We start from the raw sequence: 23,840 nt of genomic DNA on the forward strand, positions 1-23,840 counted from the left end.
CCGTTAATTCATGCTTGCTTTCTCAACCTGTGATTTGGAAATTGCTGTTTTTATTATGATCAGTATGAAAGCAAGCGCCAAAAGCATAATACCGCTCCAGACAAGCTGATGCGCGCCCCACCGGGAAATAAACAAGCCGCCGATCCATGTCCCTACCGTAATGCCAACATTAGAAAAGGAAACAAATAAGCTGTTACCGAATTCGGGGGCTTCTTGCGCATCAGTCATCAATAAGGCTTGACTTAGAATAAGCCCACCGGAATGCACGGCTCCCCACACAAATACGATGATCGCCATCGGCCCAAAATGAGAACCCCCATGATAAGCAAATAAGTAAATGACCGCATAGACGAGAGGAAACAGGATAACCGTTTTGGTCATGCTTTTGTTCAGAAAGTACCCGAACAAGAAGTTCCCTGCAATCATGGTGACGCCAAAAATCATCAACATCACGCTGATCCAGGTACCGTTCATCTGGGTGACTTCTCCGAGATATTCGGCAAAGTAGCTATAAACCGAACTCATCGCTGTAAAGATCACCGCCACGATCAAGATCGTCAACCACAATTGAGGTTTGCGCAATATGCCGAGCTGCTTGCCGAAAGACATTCTTTCCCTAACAGGCATGGAAGGAAGCCAGACCAGTATGCCTATAAAGGCAATGACGCTCACAATAGCTCCAAACAGGAAAGCAGCTTCCAGCGAAATTTTTGTGGAGAGGTAGGATGTAATCGGCACGCCAAAAGCGAACCCAACGGTTACTCCGGCCATAACCTGGGTGACTGCTTTACCGATCTTTTCGGGAGGAACAAGGCTGGCAGCAGTCGCAAGCGCAATCGAAAAAAAGACAGGATGAAAAAACGCAGGAACAATCCGGAAAGCCAGCATAACTTCGAAGCTGGTCGTATAAGCATACACCAAATTAGAGACGGCGAACATCAGGATAGCGGATAGTAAGATCGCTTTTCGATTCATGCCTGAAGCGAGTAAGGTTAGGAATGGGCCTGAAATGGCAACGATTAAAGCAAAGGCACTCACAAGGTACCCGGCCTCCGAGGGCGAGATGTGAAACTTTTGAGTGATTTGGGGAAGCACTCCTATCATGCCCATTTCAGTTGTTATGATGCCAAATATACCTAAAGCCAGGAAAAAGATAAGCGAAGAATAGCTGTTTTTCATAAATCGTGCCTCCATCGGTATATAAAAAAATGGCCTTCAGTTGGAAGACCATTTTTTCAGAATGGGTTACTGTTTATTGGATATTACGTTATTAAGAAACTGATCTGCGTCACTATTAAATTTCCAGTTAACTCCAAATCTATCGACTAGCATTCCAAAACACGAAGACCAGGGATAATTGGATAACGGCATGATGACATGGCCGCCAAGGGACAAACCATTAAAGTATTGTTCCAGTTTTTGCTTATCATCGATGACTAGACTAATCAGAATATTATTCCCCTGTACCAGCTCACCTGTTGCCGCCTTCATGGAAGGCAAAATGTCCGACATCATGATTTTCCCGCCTACGAATTCTAGGGAAGACTCCATGATCATATTTAACTCATTTTCCGGCATGGGGTAGTTTGGATCTTGCGGGATATCCCCGAATCTCACTTTTTTTACTTCAATTGCGTTTAAAGCCTCCGAATAAAATTCAATCACTTGTTCTGCATTTCCATCACAGTTTACGTATACAATAGCTGCCATAAAGTAATTACCTCCTTCTTGTTATACATGTAGTATAATTCATAAGAGGTGACAGCTTTATGTCACCGTTTCATATTGAAGCAGAAAAAAAGAGGGGAATCTATGGAAAAAGTTGAGAGATTAATCTCTATCATTATGATCTTGCTGAAAAAGGATGTCGTTTCCACCAGAGAATTCGTGGAGTTATTTAATGTCTCCAAAAGAACGATTCTTCGCGATATGGAAACCTTGAGTTTATCCAACATCCCGATCTATTCGGTCACTGGAGTTCATGGCGGCTACGGCATGATGGATGAATACAAGGTAGATAAACGTCTTCTGAGCAGCTCCGACTTAGAGAATATATTGACTGCGCTCGGCGGATTGGAACAAATTCTAATTAGCGAAGAAGTTGAAATAACGATCAAAAAAATAGAAGCCATGGTTAGCCCGTTGGCTCCGAAAGGTTCCATTCAACTGTCGTTTTATGATTGGGAGGGTCGGGCTGAGATTCGTCAAACCTTGAGGACATGTCAGGAAGCCATAGTAAAGAGAAGATTAGTTTCATTTGATTATATAGATAAAAATGGCACGGCGACGAAAAGAGCTGTCGAGCCCTATCAGCTTCATTTTAGCGAAATGAGCTGGTATCTGAAAGGATTCTGTTTGCAACGTATGGGATATAGAACCTTCAAATTATCTCGGATCGATCAGCTTAATATGAATGAACAAACGTTTAGCCCTAGAGATGATTTGTTGGAACAAGAGCAGGAAGCAAGCTATCAACCGGAGCTAGTCGCCGTCAAGGCGTTGATTTCGCCTGGCATCAAAGATCAATTCATTGAAAGGTACGGTCGAAAGAGCATGGAAACCTATAGCTCAGATTATTTATTAGCAACCATCCATGTTCCGCAAAACAGTAATGGATTTCAATTTTTAGCGAGCTTCGGTACGGATCTGGAAATCATAGAGCCGAAAACCTATGTTGAAGAATTTCGAGATTATTTGAATAAAATGATGAAGAAATATACTTAACAAGCACCACGGCCAAATTAAAATTTATTTATTGACAATATATTTTTCTCCATATACAATTTGATTAAATTAATAAAAACTTTACGTGTTACCGAAAGGGCATGAGTAAAAAGAACTTCTTTTACTCATGCTCTTTTTGCTTTTACCATCTTAGCGCTTGAGAAAAATAACGGAATGATCACGCTTCAACGCTCCGAATCCCAGTTCTTTCCATTCGGTGTTGTCGTCTTGATCATACGAAGGGGGTGAGTTCATCAAAATTTAACGGAGAATGATTGTGCCATACATGCATCACGAGACCACCTCAGGATCAATCGGCAGTTCGTTAAGTGACTTGGCAGAAAAGTTCCAAGACTTTCCACCATGAATGACTGTCATGTGATTAACAAAATTCGTGCTAACCGCCTCGGCGCATGCCTAGAGGTTATGTAAAAATTGAGTAGGGGTGATCAATAAGAATGAAAAAATCAATCGTTAAAAAAGCAGCTTCTACAGCTATGGCTTTACTTTTATCCGCGAACATCATGAGCTTAATTCCTACAGCTGCTAGCGCTGCAACAAGTCAGCCTTCCATATTCCCGAATCCTGTAAGTTATTCCGTCGGAACTGGGCAATTTCTGTTAACAAGATCCACTTCCATCTATGTAGCCGGCAATTCCGCTGAGGAAACAGATGAGTTGTTCAAAAATGGGCAAGTGCTCGCCAGCAAACTGAATAGATCGACAGGGTATCAGATCAACGTCATAAAATCGAACAATCCAAGTGCAGGTAGTATTTACTTAACTACAGTAGGCGGAAATGCTGCCCAAGGTAATGAGGGGTATGATTTAAACACCACTTCCGATCAAGTTAAACTGACTGCTAATAAGCCGGAAGGCGTCTTTAGAGGTATTCAAACCTTATTACAGCTCTTACCGGCAGATATTGAAAAGAGCAGCATTGTTTCTGGCGTACAATGGGTGATCCCTAATTCCACGATTAGTGACAAGCCTACTTACGAATACCGTGGATTCATGCTTGATGTGGCACGACATTTCTTCCCGGTGGATATTGTTAAACGTCAGATCGATCTGGCCTCGCAGTATAAGATTAATAAGTTTCATATGCATTTATCTGATGATCAAGGCTGGCGTATTGAAATTAAATCCAGACCTGAACTCATCGAGTATGGAAGCAAGGGGCAGGTAGGCGGTGGTCCTGGTGGATATTACACACAGGAGGAATTTAAAGAAATCGTCAACTATGCCGCTGAACGGTATATTGAAGTCATTCCAGAAATCGATATGCCTGGTCATACGAATGCGGCTTTAGCTTCCATTGCTGAACTAAATCCTGATGGGAAAAGAAAACCCATGCGTACGGATACAGCTGTAGGGTATAGCACACTCATGGCCCGCTCCGAGATTACCTATCAATTTGTTGATGATGTGGTTCGTGAGATTGCAGCCATATCACCTTCCCCCTATTTTCATCTAGGAGGAGATGAATCTCATGTAACTTCAGCCAGTGATTACGATTATTTCATTGGAAGAGCAACAGCCATTCTTGATAAATATGGTAAGAAAGCTATTGGGTGGGACCCGTCTGATACCTCAAGCGGAACAACTAGCGATACTGTTCTGCAGAACTGGAATTGCACCCCTACAACTGGAACTGCGGCGAAAGCAAAAGGGTTGAAGGTCATCGTATCTCCGGCAAATACTTATATCGACATGCGCTACTACAATAATACGCCACTTGGCCTAGCTTGGAGAGGAAATGTCAATACCGCCAAAGCTTATAATTGGAACCCAACGGATTGTATATCAGGAGCCAATATTTATGGCGTTGAAAGTACATTATGGTCAGAAACCATTCTGACTCAAGATCAGATGGATTATATGGTCTATCCACGATTAATAGCGAATGCTGAAGTCGGCTGGACTCCTCAGAGCAATAGAAATTGGGATGATTTTAAAGGAAGACTGGTCAATCAAACGTCAAGATTGCAAAATAAAGGAATCAAATTTTACGCCGACCCTATTGTATGGACGCCTTCGTCTTCCCCGTTTCATTTAGAATGGAAGATGGATGAAGGAAATGGAAGCGCTTTAGCGGATACGTCTGGTTATAAAAACGGAACTATAGTTGGCGGATCAGCGTGGACCACGGGTAAGTATGGATCTGCAGTAAGTTTAAATGGAACCTCAAGCTATATCAATTTAGGCGCCGCAGATATACCCGGAGACTGGACAGTCGGCGTTTGGGTTAACGGTCAGCCAAGTACGTCGCGAAATGAGGCACTCCTGAGCGGCGTCACTTCATCCATTAAGATCAACCAGAAGAGAACAGGTAAAGTTGGTTTTTCCATCTACGGTGGTAAAGATTATAATTACAATTACAGTATTCCATCCAACCAATGGACTCACCTGACTTTTGTAGGCACAAGCACTGAAACTGCTCTTTATGAAAATGGGGTACTCAAAGAAACGCTCCCGGTTAAAATCGATGGCCCCATGGATTTAGTTGGAGCAGAAGCATCAGGAAATTCAAGAAACTCCTTTATCAAAGGCAGCTTGGATGAATTCAATATATTCAACAGAGCGCTCAGCGCAAGCGAGATTGTGGCCTTGATACAATCACCAACAGAGCCAAAAGCAGTACTGAAGGCTCCTCAGACGGCGGACTCCGGCCAAAGCTTCGAAGCAACGATAGGATTAAGCGCAGTTACCCAAGATGAATACCAGCAAGTGTATGCCCAAGATTTGACGCTTAGCTATGATCCGGCGAATTTGATTCTCGAATCTGTTGAATCGGCTAGAGAAGGATTCCAAGTCATCGCTAAAAAGGATACCGCGCCAGGACAAATCCGCATTCTGTCTGCCAGCGTAGGGGGAGATAATAAGGGAGTGCTTCCCCAAGGTGATTTGGTAAAACTCAAATTTAAGGTCAAGTCGGTAGCCCAGACAACGAATACGTCAGTCTCTGTAAGCAAGGCTTCTATTGCTAACGGACAGGGGAAAGAACTGCAGGTAGGCGATGCCTCTCGCACGATCAGTCTGGTGGGTGCACCGCCTGTAGACAAGTCGACGTTGAACGATCTGATTTCAAGCGCTCAAAGCAAACATGATGCGGCAACCGAAGGTACAACAAGCGGTCAATATCCGGCGGGATCCAAGGCGAAGCTGCAAGCAGCAATTGATAGCGCGAAAGCAGTTGCAGCTAATACAGAAGCCACGAAACAGCAAGTTGAGCAAGCGGTAGCTGAATTGAATACGGCACTTCAAGCATTCATCGCCTCCGTCGTTACTTCCCAACCGGGAGATTTGAACGGCGATAATAAATTCACAATCGGAGATTTGGCGCTTGTAGCCAAATACTACGGAGCCAAAGAAGGCGACGCGAACTGGAATGAAGCGAAGATCGCGGACGTTGTCGGCCATGGCAAAGTAGACATTGAAGACCTCGCATTTGTAGCGAACAAGATTCTCGCATCTGAATAAATGTGAAGTCTGTTCCAAGCCAATAGTTAATGAACTGCACACTATTGAGTAAACCATACGAAAAGTAAAATCAGTTAAGCGGCCTTAGTCCGGAATTCCATCGGACTAAGGCCGTTTTACTATGCCAAGAACTTGGATAAGGATTTCCCAAGTTTGACATATAAAATTATTACAAAAATAATTTATAAAATTACATTTTAATAAAAAATCATGAGCGTATAATCCTTTACATGAGATCTCTTTGTAAGATTTTGCTCAAATTATTTCGTTAGGAGGTCATTTTGTTAAATTTAGCAGGAGAGGGACGATACAAATGAAAGCGGTATTAGAAGACTATAGAGAGAATATCCAAATAAAGAAAAAGAACAACATGATTCGCAGCTTAAAAAGAGACTCACTCTTATATCTACTCTTACTGTTGCCAATGGCGTATATCCTCATCTTTCGATATGCACCCATCTATGGCGTGTTGATGGCCTTTCAGGATTATAACATTTTTGAGGGAATTAGCGGCAGTGAGTGGGTTGGGCTTGATGTCTTCAAATTCATTTTCGAACAAAGCAGTTTTTACCGTGCGCTTACCAATACGCTTGTGTTGAACCTTCTGGATTTGGTAGCGGGGTTCCCTGCACCCATCATCCTGGCCATATTGTTGAATGAAATCCGGTATGCCCGATTTAAAAAAGTGACCCAAACCATTCTATATTTACCGCATTTCTTATCCTGGGTCATTATTGGCGGTATGGTATATCTGCTATTTTCATCAGGCGGGATGGCGAATACGGTCTTATCCAGCATCGGGATTGGTAAAATTGAGTTTCTTTCTGAAAAAACAAACTGGTTGATCATGTATGTAGCGATTGGGATATGGCAAAGCGTTGGATGGGGGACCATTATCTATTTGGCTTCCATTATTGGTATTAATAAGGAATTATATGAGGCGGCAGATATCGATGGATGCAGCAGACTTCGTAAAATATGGCATATTACTTTGCCTGGGATTAAGCCTACGATTATCATTTTGTTAATTTTACAGATAGGCAGGATGCTCTCGATCGGATTTGACCGGCCATTTGTAATGGGCAATTCGCTGGTAAGTGAGTACTCCGATGTCATCAGTACCTATGTGTATCGGATTGGCATTGGATCTGGCGATTTTTCGCAGGCAACAGCCGTTGGACTGTTTCAATCGGTTGTAGGGTTAATCTTTTTAGTGGCAGCCAATTACATTGCCAAGCGAATTGGTGAGCAGGGAATTTGGTAGGGAGCGTGAGTTTGTTGAGTATAAAAAAAAGAATCAATTTAGCTGATATAAGTATAATTTTGATCATAACCGCTGTATCCATTACATGCTTAGTTCCATTCTTATATATGATCGCGCTTTCTTTTAGCTCGAATGATGCCATTATCTCTCAGAAGGTCGCACTTTGGCCGGTAGACTTTACACTTGAAACCTACAAAACGATTCTAAGCGATGTTGAAATGATTTATACACTTGGGTACACGATTGTGCTGACCATTGTCTATACGCTCGTTTGTATGTTTTTAACGATTTGCGCAGCGTATCCGCTTACAAAGCAAAGGTTAAAGGGAAGAAATTTTATTTTAACCGTTCTGGTATTCACTATGTATTTTAGTGGAGGTTTAATACCTAGCTATATGCTGGTCAAAAATCTGGATATGATGAATACGATGTGGAGCTTAATTTTGCCAGGCGCTATGAGTGTTTTCAATTTAATCATCCTAAAAACCTTTTTCGCATCACTTCCGGAAAGCTTGGAAGAATCGGCCTCGATTGATGGTTGTAATGATCTAGGGATCCTCATGCGAATTGTTCTTCCGTTATCTTTGCCTTCTATAGCAACGTTAAGCCTCTTTTACGCGGTGGACAGATGGAACGGTTTTCAGGATGCGCTGTTTTATATCACAGATAAGAATCTGTATCCGATGCAATTAAAGCTGTACCAAATCATCACGGCGAACCAACAGCTAGATGCCCAGCAAGGTGAAGGCAGTGTTGGGGCTTACATTGTTCCTGAGTCATTGAAGGCTGCAAGTGTTATGTTTGCAACCGTTCCAATCTTAGTTGTTTATCCGAAGCTTCAAAAATATTTTGTGGATGGCGTCATGACGGGGGCCATTAAGGGATAATGGGGCAGTTGGAAGGGTGGTGGTTATTGGACCCATTAGGTAGGATAGATATGAATGTCTTCGATTTTTGTTTGTTGAAAATGATAAGGGAGATGTCATAAACATGAAAATGAAGAAAATGATGGCTTTACTACCGGTTTCGACACTATTAATAGGGGCTTTGGCAGGATGTGCAAGCGAGAGTAATCAAGTAAGCCCACCAGCATCACCAGCAGATTCAACGCCAGCTGCAGCACCTTCAGGTCCTCCGGTTACACTAACGGTTGAAGTTTTTGACAGAGGCATACAGGGACAGCCGGATCTGAACAATAATACGTGGACTAGGTATATCAACGATAATTTTGGTAAACAGAACAATGCCATTGTGAAATTTGTTGCGGTACCTCGATCCCAAGAAATTGATAAGCTCAATGTATTGATGGCGGCAGGCGAGGCCCCGGATATCTCATTTACTTATGACAGCGCAACCGTATCCAGATACGCTAAAGTGAATGGTATTCTTCAATTGAATGATTTATTGGCTAAGCATGGCAAAGAGTTAACGAATTATTTGGGTAAGACCGTCCTTTCTTATGGACTATTTGATGGAAAACAGATGGCGATTCCTGCTAAAAGAACTTCACTGGCTTGGAACGGTATGTTTATTAGAAAGGATTGGCTCGATAAATTAGGGATGCCTGTTCCTACGACGAGGGATGAATTATATAATACTTTAGTTGCATTCCGAGATAAAAATCCGGGAGGCGTGAGTGGCGTTATCCCTTGGGGATTAGCTGCAACGGGTATGAATTATAACTATGGAAATTTAGGCGAATCTTTCTGGGGGCAACAGTCGGAGGAAGAGTTTGTTACAGCTCCATTCAGCTGGTTAAGGCCTGGAAACAAGGATGCGCTGAAGTTTCTGAACAAGCTCTACAATGAAAAATTAATTAGCCCTGATTTCGCTTTAGACAAAACAGCCAAGCAAGCGGATGCTGATCTGACAAACGGAAAAATCGGATTTTTCAGCGCAAACTGGGATTATCCGTTAAGACAAAGTATTAGTCAGCCATTAAAAGCAAATGTCCCTGCCGCAAACTTTGTTCCCATTGATGTTTTTCAAAATTATGAAGGTAAATACAAGAAAATCGCTTATAACGAAAATGGCGTCAATGTGATTATTCCGAAGACGAGTAAAAATGCAGAGCTGGCTATTAAATACTTAAACTGGATGTCGGACCCGAAACATTTATTCTTCCTTCAATATGGTCAAGAAGGAGTTAACCACAAGATGGTGAATGGGATTCCGCAGATTATTAATCAAACAGGGGACAATATGCAACCGAGTTATCTAAATCTTGATTATACCCTGGTTGTAAATGGTGTGGAGCTTGGCGACCCTCAGAAAAATATTAAGGCTTTAGCTGCATCGGCTCCTGGACTTGAAGATGTTGCAGAAAAATCATACAAAATCAATACGACGGATACGTACACCACGTACTTCTTTGATACGCCAAATGAGTCCAATATTAAGTTTGGCAAAACACTTGGGGATATGAACAAACAAATGACGGATAAACTGATTGTCTGCAAGCCTTCAGAATTTGATGCTTTGTATGATAAGTTAGTCGCAGAATACCTGGCAGCAGGCGGGAAGGCCGTTACGGATGAAAATGTGAAAATCTACAAGGCGATGCAAGCGAATAAGAAGTAATTGGACGAGCAATTACAAATCATAAGCCGTTGCAAGCGAAAGTACAGCAAGCGGAGCAAAGGTACAGCAAAATGATTACACCGAAGCAGCTAGTCAGCAGTGGCGCATAAAGCCTGTAGGAGGTGGTCAATATGTAACGGGTACCTAAGATCCGCTTCGCATGTAATCGATTTTGACAGCGCTGCCACAAGAACGGGAATTCGTACAAATCTGTAGGACTACAAAGGAGCCGACAATCAGCTGGTAAGGTTTGTTCCACAGGGGGGAGGGAAGCTTTAAGTTTATCTTTAAGCATGCTGAGCAGGCACCGGAGTTCAAGTGAACAAGGAGAGTAAATGGTCATTCAAAGAAGGAGGTTGACTCATGCTAAACATCAAAAAATCTAATTGGGCCATGTTTTGCGCTTCAATTGTAACTTGCTTGTTTGTAACTATGCCGGGACTAGCTGATGCGGCTCCGACTCACGCGGGTCCACAATTCGTGAGTGGCTCTTATGCAGATCCTGATGTACAGAATTATAATGGGACCTATTGGGTGTATCCGACTCGTTCGACTCAAGCTGGCGAGCCCCCGGGCACTGGCGTAAAATCTGTAGACTTATTTTCTTCGACAGATATGATCAACTGGACAAAACACCCCAATGTAATAAGTTCCGCCAATATATCATGGTTACAGCATTCACTGTGGGCGCCAAGCGGGGCTTATCGCGATGGGAAATACTACCTCTATTTTGCTGCAAACGCAATCAATGGCGATGGACAATTAGGCGGAATAGGCGTGGCAGTAGCTGATCATCCAGAAGGTCCGTATACCGATGCGATTGGCGCACCCCTTATCAATGTTGTAAGAAATGGCGCTGGCCCCATGGATCAGGATGTTTTTATTGATGATGACGGTCAGGCTTATATGTATTATGGCAGCTGGGGCGAGTGTAATGTTGTCAAGCTTAACGCCGACATGAAGTCTCTGGGAACATGGCCTGACGGAAGCGTCTATAAGAAGGTTACGCCCACTAAAACCGGCGATAATGATTTTTTTGAAGCGCCTAAAGTGTTCAAGAGGAACGGAATCTACTATATGACTTATTCGGCCGGTATATGGGCAGATTCATCTTATAAGGTCATGTATGCAACCTCCAGCTCTATAACCGGACCCTTTGTACCGAAAGGTATGATGCTGCATACGGATACTACCATGTCAGATGGACCTGGTCATAATGGTATTATTCAATCACCGACAACAAATGATTGGTATATTTTTTACCATAAGCGTTATCTGAATAGTTCACCACGCGTACTGGCATATGATAAATTTGAGTTTAATGCAGATCATACGATTATACCCGTCAAAATGGCAGTGGAAGATAACTTTGAAGACGGTGATGATGCAGGATGGACCAAATATGGCGGTACATGGACCGTATCGGGCGGTCAGTATCATGTAGCATCAAATCCAGGGGCCAAGGCTCTTCTGGACACCAATTACACAGATTTGATCTATGAAGCTGATGTGACACCAGGTTCAACCGGCAATGCGGGTGTGGTATTCAGGGTATCCAATCCTGGAACAGGTGCTGATGCTTACCAAGGCTACTATGCTGGACTTGATGTTCCTAATCAGAGGGTTCTGATTGGGAAGGCCAACAACAACTGGACATCGCTGGCCACTGCTCCTATGAGCTTAACGTCAAATACCAAGTATCATGTTAAAATTGTTGCACAAGGTGAATCCATCAAGGTTTATGTTAGTGATATGACTACACCTAAGATTAATGTGACGGATTCAACCTATACTTCGGGTAGTGTCGGAGTTAGGACCTATGATTCAGCTGCCAAATTCGATAATGTTTCAGTCCAAAACAGTCGATATGAAACCGAAAATTTAGTGGTAAGCGGAACCTCGGGCGTCAAACACACTATGTTCGGAAATGGAACCGGTCGGGACCTCAGTCTGAGCAGTGGATTTGGAACTACGTTGGAAGCCAATGCAGTCAATGACTATGTGACCTACACAGTGAATGTGCCTGAGGCACGCAGCTATAGTGTAAAGGTCGGTGTGAAAAAGGGACCCAACAGGGGACAATTCCAGTTGTCGGTAAACGGTATCAATCACGGTCCGGTTCAGGATTTATATGCAAATGCCTTAAGCTATGCGGAACTGGATGTGGCCAATATAACCTTCAGCTCGGCAGGCAATAAATCCTTCAAGTTTAATGTTGCAGGTAAAAATGGTTCAAGCTCAGGATATAATCTGTTACTTGATTATATTAAGCTAGTACCAAACTGATTAAGCTTTACACCTAGGCCCTGGCCTAGGTTTTTTCCTTATAAAAATATAAATAATTACAAAATTATTTTATAAAAATACATGTTATTAATCAAAATTTAGAGTACTATTATTTACAAGAAAAATGGAATGGATCAAGGATCATGGAGGTACTTATGTATAGTGTAATTATCGTAGATGATGAACCTTGGGCGATAAAAGGAATACGGAATGCCTTTAACTGGCATCCATACGGGTTCGAAGTCATAGGTCAATTTACAAGTGCTCATAAGGCCATGGAGTTCATATCCGAGGAATCTCCTGATCTAGTCTTTACCGATATTAGAATGCCTGAAATTTCCGGCCTTGACCTTATGAAGATGACAAAAGACAAGGGATTGGATGTTGACTTCATTGTTGTAAGCGGTTTCGCTGAGTTTGCTTATGCGCAAGAGGCTATGAGATATGGTGCACTGGATTATTGTCTCAAGCCCTTAGATATGGAGTTGGCAGATCCCTTAATGGAAAAGCTGGCCTTGCATTTCTCTAAGAAGCAAAGCATTAGAAATAACCTTATTTTAGAGGCGCTTACCGCACCTGATAAAAGTGATTTAAAAAGCTTGACGCTATTTTTTGATCGTACATCGGACGATTATGTGCGTGTCGTTATCGTGTATGCCGACAGTGAGACAACGGATGGTCGAGCCATTAAGTTTGGCGATATAGGGCATATCTTAGAAGTTGAATTTGGTTCAAAAAAGACCCTTTACATACTAAAAAGTGATAAGAAATCAGAGTTGGAGGTTCAGTTGGATGCTGCAATATGCTCAGGTTCGAATATAAAATCAATAGGAATTAGCTCCATTTCTACGAATTACGATCAGATAGCCAAGCTAATCAAGGAATCCGATCTTGCAGCTTCACAAACATTTTTGAATGAAGAAAAAGGGATATTTGAATATGAGTCCAAGCTTAGCTTGGTTAATCCGTTTATAGACGGCATTACTTCTAGCATGAAAGAGAAAAAGTTTGAAGACATGGATGATATCATTCAGAAAATGAAGGATTTCTTCTCCTATCATCATTTAGGTATGGGAGAAGTCGTTTATTTATGGAATCAAGTGGTCAGCAGCTTAGTTGGCACCTATTACGAAGAGTTGAAGGACATGGAGCTTGATTTCCTCAATTACTCGGAACTGAAAGAGCGATTTGAAAACTTTGAGTCCTTATGCAGCTTTTTACATGACATCTTCATATACTTAAAGCAACTAAACGGCCAGTCCATGCATGAAAGCGACAAGAATGCTTATTTTACCCAGATGGTGAAATATATCGACAATCATTATCAGGACGAGTTATATCTGAAGGATCTATCTGTCAAATTTCTGATCAACCAAGTGTACTGCTGCCAACTGTTCAAAAAAGTTTTGGGCAAAACCTTTTCGGCATATGTAACCGATTTGAGAATCAAAAAAGCTTGTGAGCTATTGAAAAGTACAGAATTGTCCATTGAAGAAATTGCAACCCAAGTCGGTTATTTGGACTACTATTATTTCAATAAAGTATTTAAGAAGCAATGTGGGATAACGCCTACGAAATTCAGAAAAAGTTGACTGGGATGGGGAACTATGAAGATTAGTAGACTCAAGCTTAAGCATCAGATCTTACTGATATTTTTATTTTCGGTTTTTATATTCACCATCATGGAATTCTATTCGTTCTATAGCTTTTATAATTTAACCCAAAAGAGAGCTGTCAATTATGGGAATACGATCATCGAACAAACTCGCCAAAAGATCGATTCCGTATTCAATGATATTAAAGTCAGTACAAACATAGCAGTTGATAATAAATGGGTACAGGAATTTACTATTGCAGATGATGACTATAAAAGGGGCTTTGAAATTGGCACTTATGTCATTGACCTCATTGAATATATGAGGTTTTTTAATTCTTATTTGAATGGCATTGTGATTACGGATAATCAAGGAAGAAGAATTTCCAGTTTGGCTACAGCCAACGGTGATATTACGTATTCAAATCAGTATATTCATTTTATTGATTCCTATAAAAATGAGAGTGAGACCGTTGGTAAAAGGCAATTTACAAACTTATTAAAGGACGAAAAAACAGGAAATGAATATTTCTTTTATATAGCACCCATTATTGAGGCGATTGGCGGGGTTCAATTTTCTAAACAGACAGGCTATCTTTCGGTCATGGTGAATATGGAAAAGATACAAGATCTTGTAGAAAACACAGAATTGACGCCTAACTCAGCTTTGTATATCCTTAACAGCCGAAATGAGGTCATTGCTTCAAATCACACAAAATTTCATAGCAATTTATTCAAAGAAATTCTTTCGATTGATAGTCAAAGCTTAACGAATGGGGTAAAAACCAAAATCAATGGGGAAGAAGTCATCGTACAGGCCAAAGGCTTGAGGCAGGCGGACGAGTGGCGGATCGTAAGTATGATCCCGGTGCATGAACTGACAACGGACATGAATGCGATTAAGAATATTAGCATTATTGCAGGAATCGGTATCATTGTAAGTATGATGATTCTGGGGTACTTTTTCTTAAACAATCTGACTCGGCCTGTGATAGGACTTGTCTCAGATATGAAAAAAATTGGGAATCGCGACAGAGGCTTTCGGGTAAAGGTACGTTCAACCAATGAAGTTGGCGTTCTGGCCTATGAGATTAATAACATGATTGACACCATGGAAGAGATGACGAGTAATATTGTGAATACCCAGGCAAGATTATATGAGGCGGAATTGAGCAAAAAACAGGCGGAGTTTTCGGCCTTACAAAGTCAAATCAACCCGCATTTCCTTTATAATACGTTAAATTGCATTAGTAGTATCGGTCTAGAATACGGCAGTAAGGAAATAGCGCAGATCACTTCAAGTATGTCAAAGATTTTTCGATATAGTATTGAAAAAAGCGAACTTGTTTTAATAAGCGAAGAAATGCAATGTATTAAGGCCTATCTCAATATTATTTCCATTCGATATGAAAACAAGTTCTCGTTGGAAGTTAAGGTTGATGACAAGCTATTAGGGATGAAAACACCTAAAATGATCTTGCAGCCTATTGTAGAAAATTCTGTCTATCATGGACTCGAGAGTATGGACGCAGGAGGACAGCTTTGTGTAAGCGGTCATATGGACGAGAATGGAGAACTATGTTTTCAAGTAGTAGATACGGGGAAAGGGATAGGTCCAGATGAGCTGGAACGCATAAAAACGAACCTGCATATGGAATATTCGGAGAGAGTGAAGAACAGTTTAGAAGGGAGAAATATAGGGCTTTCCAATATTAATAATAGGATCAAGCTACTGTTTGGAGAGGATTACGGGGTAGAGATAGAGAGTGAACTTGGTGTTGGAACGACCGTGACGGTTAAGATTCCATTTATTGGATCTTCATGATGAGCTTGGGCTGCTTGTGTATGAAGAACCGTTTGATAAATGAACAGGCGGTTCATACACAAGATATACGGAATGGCAAGCAGACGATCCGCCGTAGACAGATGTGCTGGATTTGACGCTTATATCTATTCCTATCACTTTAGAGACAGCATAAAGCTGTCTCTTTGCTTTTATTGCGTAGATATATCCGCGGGTCAGTGAAACGACTATCCTATTCCATGCTGCTTAAAGCCATCTCTTCTTGAGCCAAACGCGGTAGACAACGTAGACCAACCCCAAAAAAAGGACATACACAGCGACGGACAAAACAAGCTTGCTGGTGCTAGCAAGCAGATTGCTTCCGATGAATGCAAACAGGAACATAGCAGGAATTTTGCCCAATGCGGACGCAACGGCGAATGTAACGACCGGAATGGAGGTAATAGCAGGAATGACATTAACGATAGCCTGAGGGATAACCGGGATCAGTCGAGCCAATAAAATGGTCAGGAACGGATTTTTTTCAATCGCGGCTTGGAGCTTTTCCAGCTTCTCGTATTTGGATAAGTAAGCACGGCCCTGCTTTTGAAACAAGTAGCGTGCCAGCCAAAAAACAAGGACAGACGCGACGGAAGTAGCAGTCCAACTGATCAAAGCGCCCAGCAAAGGACCGTACATAAACCCGAGCATGCCGATAACTATTTTGTAGGGGATGACCGGTACGATAACAAAACCGAGTGCAGCCGCAAAAATAAGCAGAACGGGCGCATCCCCATGCTGCATCCAATGCAAAATTTCATCCTTGCATACATAGACAAGCAGTATAAGTACGAGATACATGCCGATGGTGTACCATTTCTTCATTGGGTAGGGTGTCTCCCTTGGTCTGAGTCATTACTTCTGGCTGTGTTGATCGTACTTAGTGTAACACACAAACTTCTTCATTGGTGTGCATGGACCTCACATTCTCTGATGACCCATATCCTGCTTCATACGGTGTCAATGCCATGCAATAGTCAAACTGTCTGTTGACATTGATCGATCGTTCGATTATATTTTGAGTATGAAAACTAAATCCGAAAGCAAAGTGAACCTTATTTATCAGGCTACGATCGAACTTCTTAATGAAAGTGGCCTTTCTGAAATATCCATCTCAAAAATTGCTAAAAGGGCGAATATCTCTTCTTCGATCATTTATTTTTATTTTGAAAGCAAAGAGGATATGCTGATCAAATTGTATTTTCTGCTCAAGGATCAAATGCACCAGCTCATGTTTCATGGTGTAACAGAGAGTACACCCGTAAAAGTGGGGTTTGAGCGTATTCTACGAAACTATTCAAATTATATCTTAAATCATAAGGACAGCTTTTTGTTAATGGAACAGTTTATCGCCTCACCCTTTATACGCAAAAACTGTAAGGATCAAAACGGTGGTGTGTTTAAGCCGATGTACCCTTTGTTTGAAAGGGGAATTAAAGAAGGTCTTTTTAAGAATTTGGAAACGAATCTATTGGTTACTTACTCCTGTTTACCTTTTGTCGAAATGGGAAAAGAGTATTTAAATGGGGCGTATGAGTTCAGTTCAATAAACATTGAGAAAATGATTCAAATGAGCTGGGATGCTATTAAAGTATAATCAGCTCTTTTTTTGATTCAAATTGATCGATCGTTCGATATATTTTTTAAAGTATTCTGATCGATCGTTCGATAAATTAAGGAGGTGATTTTCATTTTTGTATGATTTCAACCAATCAAAACAATAGATTCGACAAACAAAGGAGATCAATTCTTTCATGAAGAACTACAAATGGATTATTTACTTGCTTGCATTAGGCGCAACGGTGGTCGGTACAGCTGAATCAATTATTACAGGTATTCTGGATATGGTTGCCACGGATATAAATGTCTCTATTGGCTTGGCTGGACAATTGGTTGGCATGTATTCTATAGCCTACGCGGTAGGAACACCCGTTCTGATCGCACTCACTTCAAAAATAGATCGGAAAAAGCTGCTGTTCATAGCACTTCTTATCTTCATGATCGGTAATGTCATCGCTGTCCTGAGCCCTAACTTTACTATATTGATGATATCCCGTGCTGTATTGGGTGTGAGCGCGGGGGTATTCGCGGTAGTGGCTTTGGGGATTGCAGCACAAATTGCTCCTCCGGAGAAAAGAGGAAATGCGATTGGCACGATCTTGATGGGCACGAGTCTCGCGCTCGTTGTCGGCCTTCCCCTGGGAACCTTAATCGGTGAATATGGGGTGGCGCTGGATCTTCGCAATTCTTGGAATGATCACCATCATTCCTATTATTGCCATTGTAAAAGCAATACCTAAAATGTTTGGACAAGAAACGATTCCTTTATCCAAGCAATTGGCTATTCTCAAAGATTTCAAAGTAATCAACGGCTTATTAGCTTCCTTGTTCTTTATTACCGGTTACTCCGTTGTTTCCACATACATTGCGCCGTTACTACGCGAAAATGCTGGCCTCAATAGCAATACCATTAGTCTCGTCTTGCTTGGCATGGGTTTAATGGCTGTTGTTGGAGCACGTGTTGGAGGCTACGGCGCTGATAAATGGGGAATAGCCCCTACACTGATTGTCAGTTTATTGATTCATGCTATGGCCTTGTTCTTCCTCCCGTTCGCTGCGGTTACATTTGTAGGTGCCATGTTTATTCTTGCACTCTGGATGCTTGGAGCTTGGACAACTGCTCCTGCCCAACAGTTCTATCTGGTAACTATGGCTCCTAAATCAACCGATATTATACTGAGCTTGAACTCATCTGCCTTCCACCTTGGCGTTGCTCTGGGTGCAGCTTTGGGCGGAGTGGTAGTAGAACGGCTAACCTTATCGTCGATTGGCTGGGTGGGTGGTTTAGTCGTCATACTTGCTACTGTATTTGCAGTGATTTCTATAGTAATGGGAAAGAATAAAGCATCACGTGTACTTAAGATTGACTAGTAGACTATACGGAAAACTTATTCTTTGGACTGTCCTTGCGACAGTTCTTTTTTTCTGTTCTGGTGGTTGTTGCGGCGATTGGACTGTATTTCGGGATGCGCAGTCATTTTAGGCTAGAAACGCTCACACAATTTCCGATAATTCCAAGATATTTCTGCTAAATTGTTAACGAACCCAAATCAAGGGGAGATCATCATGTACACCATTTATCTTGTAGAGGACGAAGTTAGTTTAAATCAGCTTATTTGCTCATACATGCGGCAGGAAGGCTGGAATGTCATTTCTTTCACGGACGGCGGGGAAGCCAAAACTGCGATTGCGTAAGAATGGCACGAAAATGAAAAAATGAGATGTGACAGTATTGCTCAAGGGGGAAGCAATCATTACGGAAAATTGAGAGAGAGTTAACAAATATTTAATTTTTGTTCTCTACAATGGTATCGTATATATTAATAGGACTTACATTTGTCGTCTTGCAGAAAAGAAAGGATGTAATTATGTATCAAGGAAAGTTACGAAAAATCACCGTATTCCTGTTAGCCTTATATACCGTTTTGATCTTCTATTTTTTGTATATAGGTTTCAACAGAGCTTCTTTTCTTCAAGATTCTAGTATGCGATATAGTCTAATACCTGAAGGGATTCCTTTACACCTTCCAATGGGGAGGAACTTTCAACTTTGGTTTTTTGAGTTGGGCAACTTTGTAGCATTTATACCTTTTGGGATTATCATTCCGCTTCTGTTTCGTTGTCATTTCATTCGATTTATAACCTTATTTATGCTGTCGATTACGATCCTTGAAGTCTTACAAATGCTTTCTCGTTTGGGATCCTTTGATATTGACGATATCATCATTAATACATTGGGGGCGGCGGTAGGATTTTGGGCACAGCGGTTAGTGCACCGTGATCGAGATAAATATAAAGGGATCTGTCGAATCCTCTTAACAGCCATTGTACTTTCGACTGGAGTTATTGCTATGGTTGGTGGTATCAATAATTATTTAGAAAAGGGCGGCGGTGAAGTCTTAGCCCTGAATGAACTTGCATTAAAAGATGGGTCTGTACTGTGGGATGAAACCCTATTAAGTTTTACTTCAGTCGGAAAAAAGGTTGAGCCTCAGATTAATGTATACAGTAGAAAAAATACAAGAGCTAACGAGTTTACGTATCTTTTAAACGGGAAATATACTAGAATGGCAGGCAATGCCGCTATAACAGATGATGTAATAAACACGGGTAGCAATGGAAGAAGTGACATCGTTTTTATTGCAGATGGCACAGAAATTTATTCATTGGGTTTATCAGCTGAAAGTGGATTGAATCAGCTTACTTTTCAAATTCCTTTAAACGGAGCAAATGAACTTACCATTAAATTAATGAATGATGACCCCAATCCGACTACAAATGCCGTGATGTGGGACATTACACTTACAGAAGTAAACACGGGACAAAAGATTATAAATAGTATGAAGGAAAAATTAAGATCGGTATTCTAATGGTAAAAAGCTTGTGAGTATTACGGCGCTGATTACAATGAGAAGTGATGGGGAGTTTGAGAACGTTGCGCGGAGGGGGCGTGTGTCTAATAACAAGAGCGGCTTTGATGGTCAATGGGTTGTGTTCTTGTTGGCTGCCAAGTAACCGGGCAAACGAGCTGTTATGCAATGATTGGATTCGGAAGAGCATGAGCTTGAATTTGCAGCAACTGACCAAAATGTTTCTTGTATTGTGGATTGTCAACAGTAAATCAGACAGCTTTTTTAAGGGCTGCATGGCGATACTGAATAGGCGTCATGTATTCAAGTGTCCCATGAATCCGATGCTGGTTAAACCAGTTAACATAATCGTATAATTCCAGTTCCAGGTGACGAAGACTCTGGAAGTTCATCTGGTTCACGAACTCCGTTTTCATAATCTTGTAGGTCGCTTCCGCAACAGCATTGTCGTAGGGACAGCCTTTCATGCTCAGGGATCGGCCAATTTTAAATGTCTCCAAAAGCGCATCCATCGTTTGATTTTTAAATTCGCTGCCACGATCGGTATGGAACCATTGAATCTGAGATAAATCACCTTGAACCGTTGCAAAGGCACGGGAAACCAACGCAGCATCCTTATGAGGACCTGCGCTATGGCCAATGATTTCTCGATTGAATAGGTCGATAAGTACACAAATGTAATGCCACCGGTTCTGAACTTTTACATACGTCAGATCACTGACAACGAATCGTCTAGCCTCCGTTTGATCGAATTCGCGATTCAGTGTATGGGCTGTAGATGCTTCATTACATGCGGCCTTAAGTGGGTTATATTGGGATACGGTGTACGTGGAAACAAGCCCATGCTCTTTCATGATCCGACCAATTCGACGCCTGGAGACGACGAAACCACGTTCCTGGAGCTTGACTTTGATCTTGCGTGTACCGTAAACTTTTCGATTCTTATGGAAAATGTCCGCAATCGCTTCGTTGATATCTTCTTCATTCTTTTGTTCTTTCGCTTCATAGTAAAATGTACTTCTTTCAATTTGCAGGACGTCACACATTGCTGATACCGAGTATTTATCACGATTATTCTGGATGATAGCTACTTTCGTCCCATGATCAGCGCGGCTTGCTTTAACATATCCACCTCCATTTTCAAACGTTGGTTTTCTCTTCGTAAAGCAAGCAGCTCATTTTCTTCTGACGAGCGATTGTCCTTCTCCTTGAAGGATCCTGTGGTCGTGGCTTGTTTGATCCAGCGGTCTAAAGCGGAGGCGGTGAGGTCATATTCCTCCACAATTGCTGCTCTAGATTTACCGTTTTCATAGAGTTCCACCATTTGTTTTTTGAATTGTGCTGTAAAGGTACGTCGTTGTTGTTTTGGCATTGTAGAGATCCGCTCCTTAGGATGATAGGTTTATTCTACAAGCCCTTATTTTTATTGTCCAACTAAGTGTAGACGATCCACTAAAGCGGTTGAGTGGATCACAGGTAAAAAACCAAGGAGCCAAGCGGGAACATCCGCCCAGCTCCTTGGTTTTTTGCTTCCCGCGTGGGCGGCTGGCTTTAGAACTCCCCAAGTGGCAGATTTGGCAGGGCGCGGGATTCCGAATGAGGGTGTTACCCATTTTCTTGAGGCCCCTACCGGTTGGAAGGAAAAACAAAAATTGTACAGAAAGACCTAAAGATTTTTAAGGCCCGGCATGGGCCAACCGCGGTACATTATAAGTGTCATCCAACAAAACATTCATCAGGAAAGAAGGGGGAGCCATGAAACCAACGCCTGCCGCCGCAGGAACGGATAGAGCACCGGCAGCCAAAGAGGCTTTTTACCAGACAAAGCGGTTTCGGCAAAATATTCCGCTATTTGTCATGCTTATACCGGGAGTGCTTTATTATCTGATATTCCGCTATTTGCCTATGGGCGGTCTTGTGATCGCTTTCAAGAACTACAATTTTCACGATGGCATATGGTCAAGTCCGTGGGTAGGGTGGAAATACTTCGAGATTTTATTCCAGTCCAACGTCACGCTGCAAATCATCTGGAATACCCTTACCCTGAGCGTTTTGAACCTGGTCTTCGGGTTCCCTGCGCCGATTATTATCGCCATTGCTTTGAATGAGGTCCGGAAGAGCTGGCTGCAGCGCTGGATTCAAACCATTATTTATCTGCCTCATTTTTTGTCCTGGGTTATCGTTGCAGGCATTATCCTGACCCTGTTCTCCATCGACGGCGGCACCATCAACAAGCTGCTGGGCCATTGGGGGATGGAGCCGGTGCCTTTCCTGTACCGCGCAAACTCATGGATCGCCATCTTTATCGGCTCCGGCATGTGGAAGGAGATGGGCTTCGGCGCTATTATCTATCTCGCCGCTCTCTCGGGCATTGACCCCAGCCTGTACGAATCCGCGGGGATGGACGGCGCAGGCAAGCTGAGGCAGATTTGGCATATCACCTTGCCGGGCATCCGTCCTACGATTATCCTGCTGCTGATTCTTGGAATGGGCCGTCTGATGGAAGTAGGGTTTGACCAGGTTTACAATTTGCAGAATCCCACTGTCCTGCAGAAAGCGGAGGTCATCAGCACCTACGTGTACAAAGTGGGGCTGCAGCAGGCCCAGTATGGCCTGTCCACAGCCATGGGCTTGTTTGAATCTTTTGTCGGCCTGGTGCTTGTGCTGTCGGCCAATGCATTGGCCCGTAAATTCGATCAGGGATTATTCTGAAGAAAGGAGAGAAATCCTCGTGAGGGAATCCACAGGCGGAAAAATTTTTGTAAGCTTTATTCAAGTGATATTGATCATCATTTCGCTCACCTGCATCCTGCCTTTCCTGCATCTGATTGCGCTGTCCGTAAGCTCGGGGCATGCGGTTGACCTGGGTCAGGTCTGGTTCTGGCCGGTGGGGCTAGATTTTACCGTCTACAGATACTTTTTTGAGAATACGCCGGCTTTGCGCGCCTTTAACAACAGCGTGATCATTACCTTATGCGGAACGGCCTTGAGCATGCTGGCCACGGTGCTGACGGCCTACCCCTTATCCCGCCGTTACCTCTACGCGCGCAAGCCGATTACAACGGCCGCATTGTTCACCATGCTCTTCAGCGGAGGCATAATCCCTACTTATCTGGTCATGAATAGCCTGCATTTGACCAATACTTACTGGTCCCTCTGGTTTAGCGGGCTGATCAGCACCTATAATATGCTGATTATGAAAAGCTATTTTGAGAGCATCCCGGGAGAAGTGGTGGATTCCGCCCAGATTGACGGCTGCGGCGAGGTCCAGCTGCTCACGCGCATCATATTGCCCTTGTCTCTTCCCATGCTGGCTACGCTGACGTTATTCTACGGGGTGGGCTACTGGAACATGTTCATGAGCGTTATTCTTTACATCAATAAGACGAATTTGCAGAATCTTACTGTTATCGTTCAGGGGATGCTGCAAATTCAGGGGAACTTCAATGTGTCGGCCATGGATATGATGCAACAGCAGGAAATGGTATCCGAAAAGCTGAAAGCGGTTGGGGTTATGGTTATGGTTGTGCCCATGCTGGTGGTATACCCGTTCCTGCAGAAGTATTTTGTCAAAGGCATTATGCTTGGTTCTATCAAGGGTTAGCGGCAATAACGAAATTAATCATAGATTGAGGGG

17 protein-coding genes and 3 pseudogenes are annotated in these 23,840 nt (G+C 42.5%); 16 read left to right on the plus strand and 4 right to left on the minus strand.

Going from position 1 to position 23,840, the window contains the following annotated elements; genetic code table 11:
* Positions 1-3: 3 nt before the first annotated feature.
* Together WMW72_RS13080 and WMW72_RS13085 are read right to left on the minus strand one after the other, a co-directional pair.
* The gene (locus WMW72_RS13080) at positions 4-1,179 is read right to left on the minus strand and encodes an MFS transporter (protein ID WP_341415923.1); all 1,176 of its coding nucleotides are present in this window, start codon (positions 1,177-1,179) and stop codon (positions 4-6) included.
* A 66-nt stretch (positions 1,180-1,245) separates the two neighbouring features.
* Positions 1,246-1,710 carry a VOC family protein gene (locus WMW72_RS13085; RefSeq protein WP_341415924.1) on the minus strand — a complete coding sequence of 155 codons (465 nt, stop codon included), beginning with the start codon at positions 1,708-1,710 and terminating at the stop codon, positions 1,246-1,248.
* Between the two features lie 102 nt (positions 1,711-1,812).
* Here WMW72_RS13085 and WMW72_RS13090 point away from each other — a divergent pair, with 102 nt between their 5' ends.
* From WMW72_RS13090 to WMW72_RS13125, 9 genes and pseudogenes are all read left to right on the plus strand, one after another.
* Positions 1,813-2,724, plus strand: a complete 912-nt coding sequence (locus tag WMW72_RS13090) for a helix-turn-helix transcriptional regulator (protein ID WP_341415925.1) — start codon at positions 1,813-1,815, stop codon at positions 2,722-2,724.
* 458 nt (positions 2,725-3,182) lie between these two features.
* Entirely contained in the window at positions 3,183-6,206 is a 3,024-nt protein-coding gene (locus WMW72_RS13095; RefSeq protein WP_341415926.1) for a family 20 glycosylhydrolase, read from the plus strand.
* A gap of 313 nt (positions 6,207-6,519) precedes the next feature.
* Complete coding sequence (locus tag WMW72_RS13100) at positions 6,520-7,470, plus strand: ABC transporter permease (protein WP_341415927.1); 951 nt, start codon at positions 6,520-6,522, stop codon at positions 7,468-7,470.
* Positions 7,471-7,484: 14 nt separating this feature from the next.
* A complete protein-coding gene (locus tag WMW72_RS13105) occupies positions 7,485-8,357 on the plus strand; it encodes a carbohydrate ABC transporter permease (RefSeq protein WP_341415928.1) in 873 nt (290 codons plus the stop codon).
* 103 nt (positions 8,358-8,460) lie between these two features.
* Complete coding sequence (locus WMW72_RS13110; protein ID WP_341415929.1) at positions 8,461-10,050, plus strand: extracellular solute-binding protein; 1,590 nt, start codon at positions 8,461-8,463, stop codon at positions 10,048-10,050.
* Positions 10,051-10,090: 40 nt separating this feature from the next.
* A pseudogene (locus WMW72_RS35595) lies at positions 10,091-10,198 on the plus strand (RICIN domain-containing protein); the annotation flags it as partial.
* A 215-nt stretch (positions 10,199-10,413) separates the two neighbouring features.
* Positions 10,414-12,336: a family 43 glycosylhydrolase gene (locus WMW72_RS13115; protein ID WP_341415930.1), complete on the plus strand. Its 1,923-nt coding sequence runs from the start codon at positions 10,414-10,416 to the stop codon at positions 12,334-12,336.
* A 155-nt stretch (positions 12,337-12,491) separates the two neighbouring features.
* Positions 12,492-13,928 (plus strand): response regulator transcription factor, encoded by a 1,437-nt coding sequence (locus tag WMW72_RS13120; protein WP_341415932.1) that lies wholly within the window; start codon positions 12,492-12,494, stop codon positions 13,926-13,928.
* 15 nt (positions 13,929-13,943) lie between these two features.
* Complete coding sequence (locus WMW72_RS13125; RefSeq protein WP_341415933.1) at positions 13,944-15,755, plus strand: sensor histidine kinase; 1,812 nt, start codon at positions 13,944-13,946, stop codon at positions 15,753-15,755.
* A 225-nt stretch (positions 15,756-15,980) separates the two neighbouring features.
* Here the strand turns inward: WMW72_RS13125 and WMW72_RS13130 are convergent, their stop codons facing one another.
* Positions 15,981-16,598, minus strand: a complete 618-nt coding sequence (locus WMW72_RS13130) for a TVP38/TMEM64 family protein (RefSeq protein ID WP_341415934.1) — start codon at positions 16,596-16,598, stop codon at positions 15,981-15,983.
* Positions 16,599-16,797: 199 nt separating this feature from the next.
* On the opposite strand from WMW72_RS13130, the gene WMW72_RS13135 reads away from it, so the two are divergent.
* The 5 genes and pseudogenes from WMW72_RS13135 to WMW72_RS13155 all read left to right on the plus strand — a co-directional run bounded on the left by WMW72_RS13135 (position 16,798) and on the right by WMW72_RS13155 (position 20,203).
* A complete protein-coding gene (locus tag WMW72_RS13135) occupies positions 16,798-17,370 on the plus strand; it encodes a TetR/AcrR family transcriptional regulator (protein ID WP_341415935.1) in 573 nt (190 codons plus the stop codon).
* A gap of 247 nt (positions 17,371-17,617) precedes the next feature.
* Positions 17,618-18,704: pseudogene (locus WMW72_RS13140) on the plus strand (MFS transporter).
* A gap of 14 nt (positions 18,705-18,718) precedes the next feature.
* A pseudogene (locus WMW72_RS13145) lies at positions 18,719-18,865 on the plus strand (PrgI family mobile element protein); the annotation flags it as partial.
* A 34-nt stretch (positions 18,866-18,899) separates the two neighbouring features.
* Entirely contained in the window at positions 18,900-19,028 is a 129-nt protein-coding gene (locus tag WMW72_RS13150; protein ID WP_341415936.1) for a response regulator transcription factor, read from the plus strand.
* A 173-nt stretch (positions 19,029-19,201) separates the two neighbouring features.
* A complete protein-coding gene (locus WMW72_RS13155) occupies positions 19,202-20,203 on the plus strand; it encodes a VanZ family protein (RefSeq protein ID WP_341415937.1) in 1,002 nt (333 codons plus the stop codon).
* A gap of 251 nt (positions 20,204-20,454) precedes the next feature.
* Here the strand turns inward: WMW72_RS13155 and WMW72_RS13160 are convergent.
* Positions 20,455-21,575 (minus strand): IS3 family transposase gene (locus tag WMW72_RS13160; RefSeq protein ID WP_341415938.1). Its coding sequence is split into 2 segments (ribosomal slippage): positions 20,455-21,329 and positions 21,329-21,575, totalling 1,122 coding nucleotides; the frame shifts between segments, so codons are not numbered across the junction.
* 383 nt (positions 21,576-21,958) lie between these two features.
* Here WMW72_RS13160 and WMW72_RS13165 point away from each other — a divergent pair.
* Together WMW72_RS13165 and WMW72_RS13170 are read left to right on the plus strand one after the other, a co-directional pair.
* A complete protein-coding gene (locus WMW72_RS13165; RefSeq protein WP_341415939.1) occupies positions 21,959-22,915 on the plus strand; it encodes an ABC transporter permease in 957 nt (318 codons plus the stop codon).
* Positions 22,916-22,934: 19 nt separating this feature from the next.
* Entirely contained in the window at positions 22,935-23,807 is an 873-nt protein-coding gene (locus tag WMW72_RS13170) for a carbohydrate ABC transporter permease (protein WP_341415940.1), read from the plus strand.
* Positions 23,808-23,840: the final 33 nt, after the last annotated feature.

The sequence above is a fragment of the Paenibacillus filicis genome (genome assembly GCF_038070315.1).
Taxonomy (GTDB): domain Bacteria; phylum Bacillota; class Bacilli; order Paenibacillales; family NBRC-103111; genus Paenibacillus_G; species Paenibacillus_G filicis.

What these genes read in the sequence shown, in the direction of transcription:
- WMW72_RS13080 (WP_341415923.1), bottom strand. Translation starts at nt 1,179, where the DNA reads ATGAAAAACAGCTATTCTTCGCTTATCTTTTTCCTGGCTTTAGGTATA.
- WMW72_RS13085 (WP_341415924.1), bottom strand. Translation starts at nt 1,710, where the DNA reads ATGGCAGCTATTGTATACGTAAACTGTGATGGAAATGCAGAACAAGTG.
- WMW72_RS13090 (WP_341415925.1), top strand. Translation starts at nt 1,813, where the DNA reads ATGGAAAAAGTTGAGAGATTAATCTCTATCATTATGATCTTGCTGAAA.
- WMW72_RS13095 (WP_341415926.1), top strand. Translation starts at nt 3,183, where the DNA reads ATGAAAAAATCAATCGTTAAAAAAGCAGCTTCTACAGCTATGGCTTTA.
- WMW72_RS13100 (WP_341415927.1), top strand. Translation starts at nt 6,520, where the DNA reads ATGAAAGCGGTATTAGAAGACTATAGAGAGAATATCCAAATAAAGAAA.
- WMW72_RS13110 (WP_341415929.1), top strand. Translation starts at nt 8,461, where the DNA reads ATGAAAATGAAGAAAATGATGGCTTTACTACCGGTTTCGACACTATTA.
- WMW72_RS13115 (WP_341415930.1), top strand. Translation starts at nt 10,414, where the DNA reads ATGCTAAACATCAAAAAATCTAATTGGGCCATGTTTTGCGCTTCAATT.
- WMW72_RS13120 (WP_341415932.1), top strand. Translation starts at nt 12,492, where the DNA reads ATGTATAGTGTAATTATCGTAGATGATGAACCTTGGGCGATAAAAGGA.
- WMW72_RS13125 (WP_341415933.1), top strand. Translation starts at nt 13,944, where the DNA reads ATGAAGATTAGTAGACTCAAGCTTAAGCATCAGATCTTACTGATATTT.
- WMW72_RS13130 (WP_341415934.1), bottom strand. Translation starts at nt 16,598, where the DNA reads ATGAAGAAATGGTACACCATCGGCATGTATCTCGTACTTATACTGCTT.
- WMW72_RS13135 (WP_341415935.1), top strand. Translation starts at nt 16,798, where the DNA reads ATGAAAACTAAATCCGAAAGCAAAGTGAACCTTATTTATCAGGCTACG.
- WMW72_RS13150 (WP_341415936.1), top strand. Translation starts at nt 18,900, where the DNA reads ATGTACACCATTTATCTTGTAGAGGACGAAGTTAGTTTAAATCAGCTT.
- WMW72_RS13155 (WP_341415937.1), top strand. Translation starts at nt 19,202, where the DNA reads ATGTATCAAGGAAAGTTACGAAAAATCACCGTATTCCTGTTAGCCTTA.
- WMW72_RS13165 (WP_341415939.1), top strand. Translation starts at nt 21,959, where the DNA reads ATGAAACCAACGCCTGCCGCCGCAGGAACGGATAGAGCACCGGCAGCC.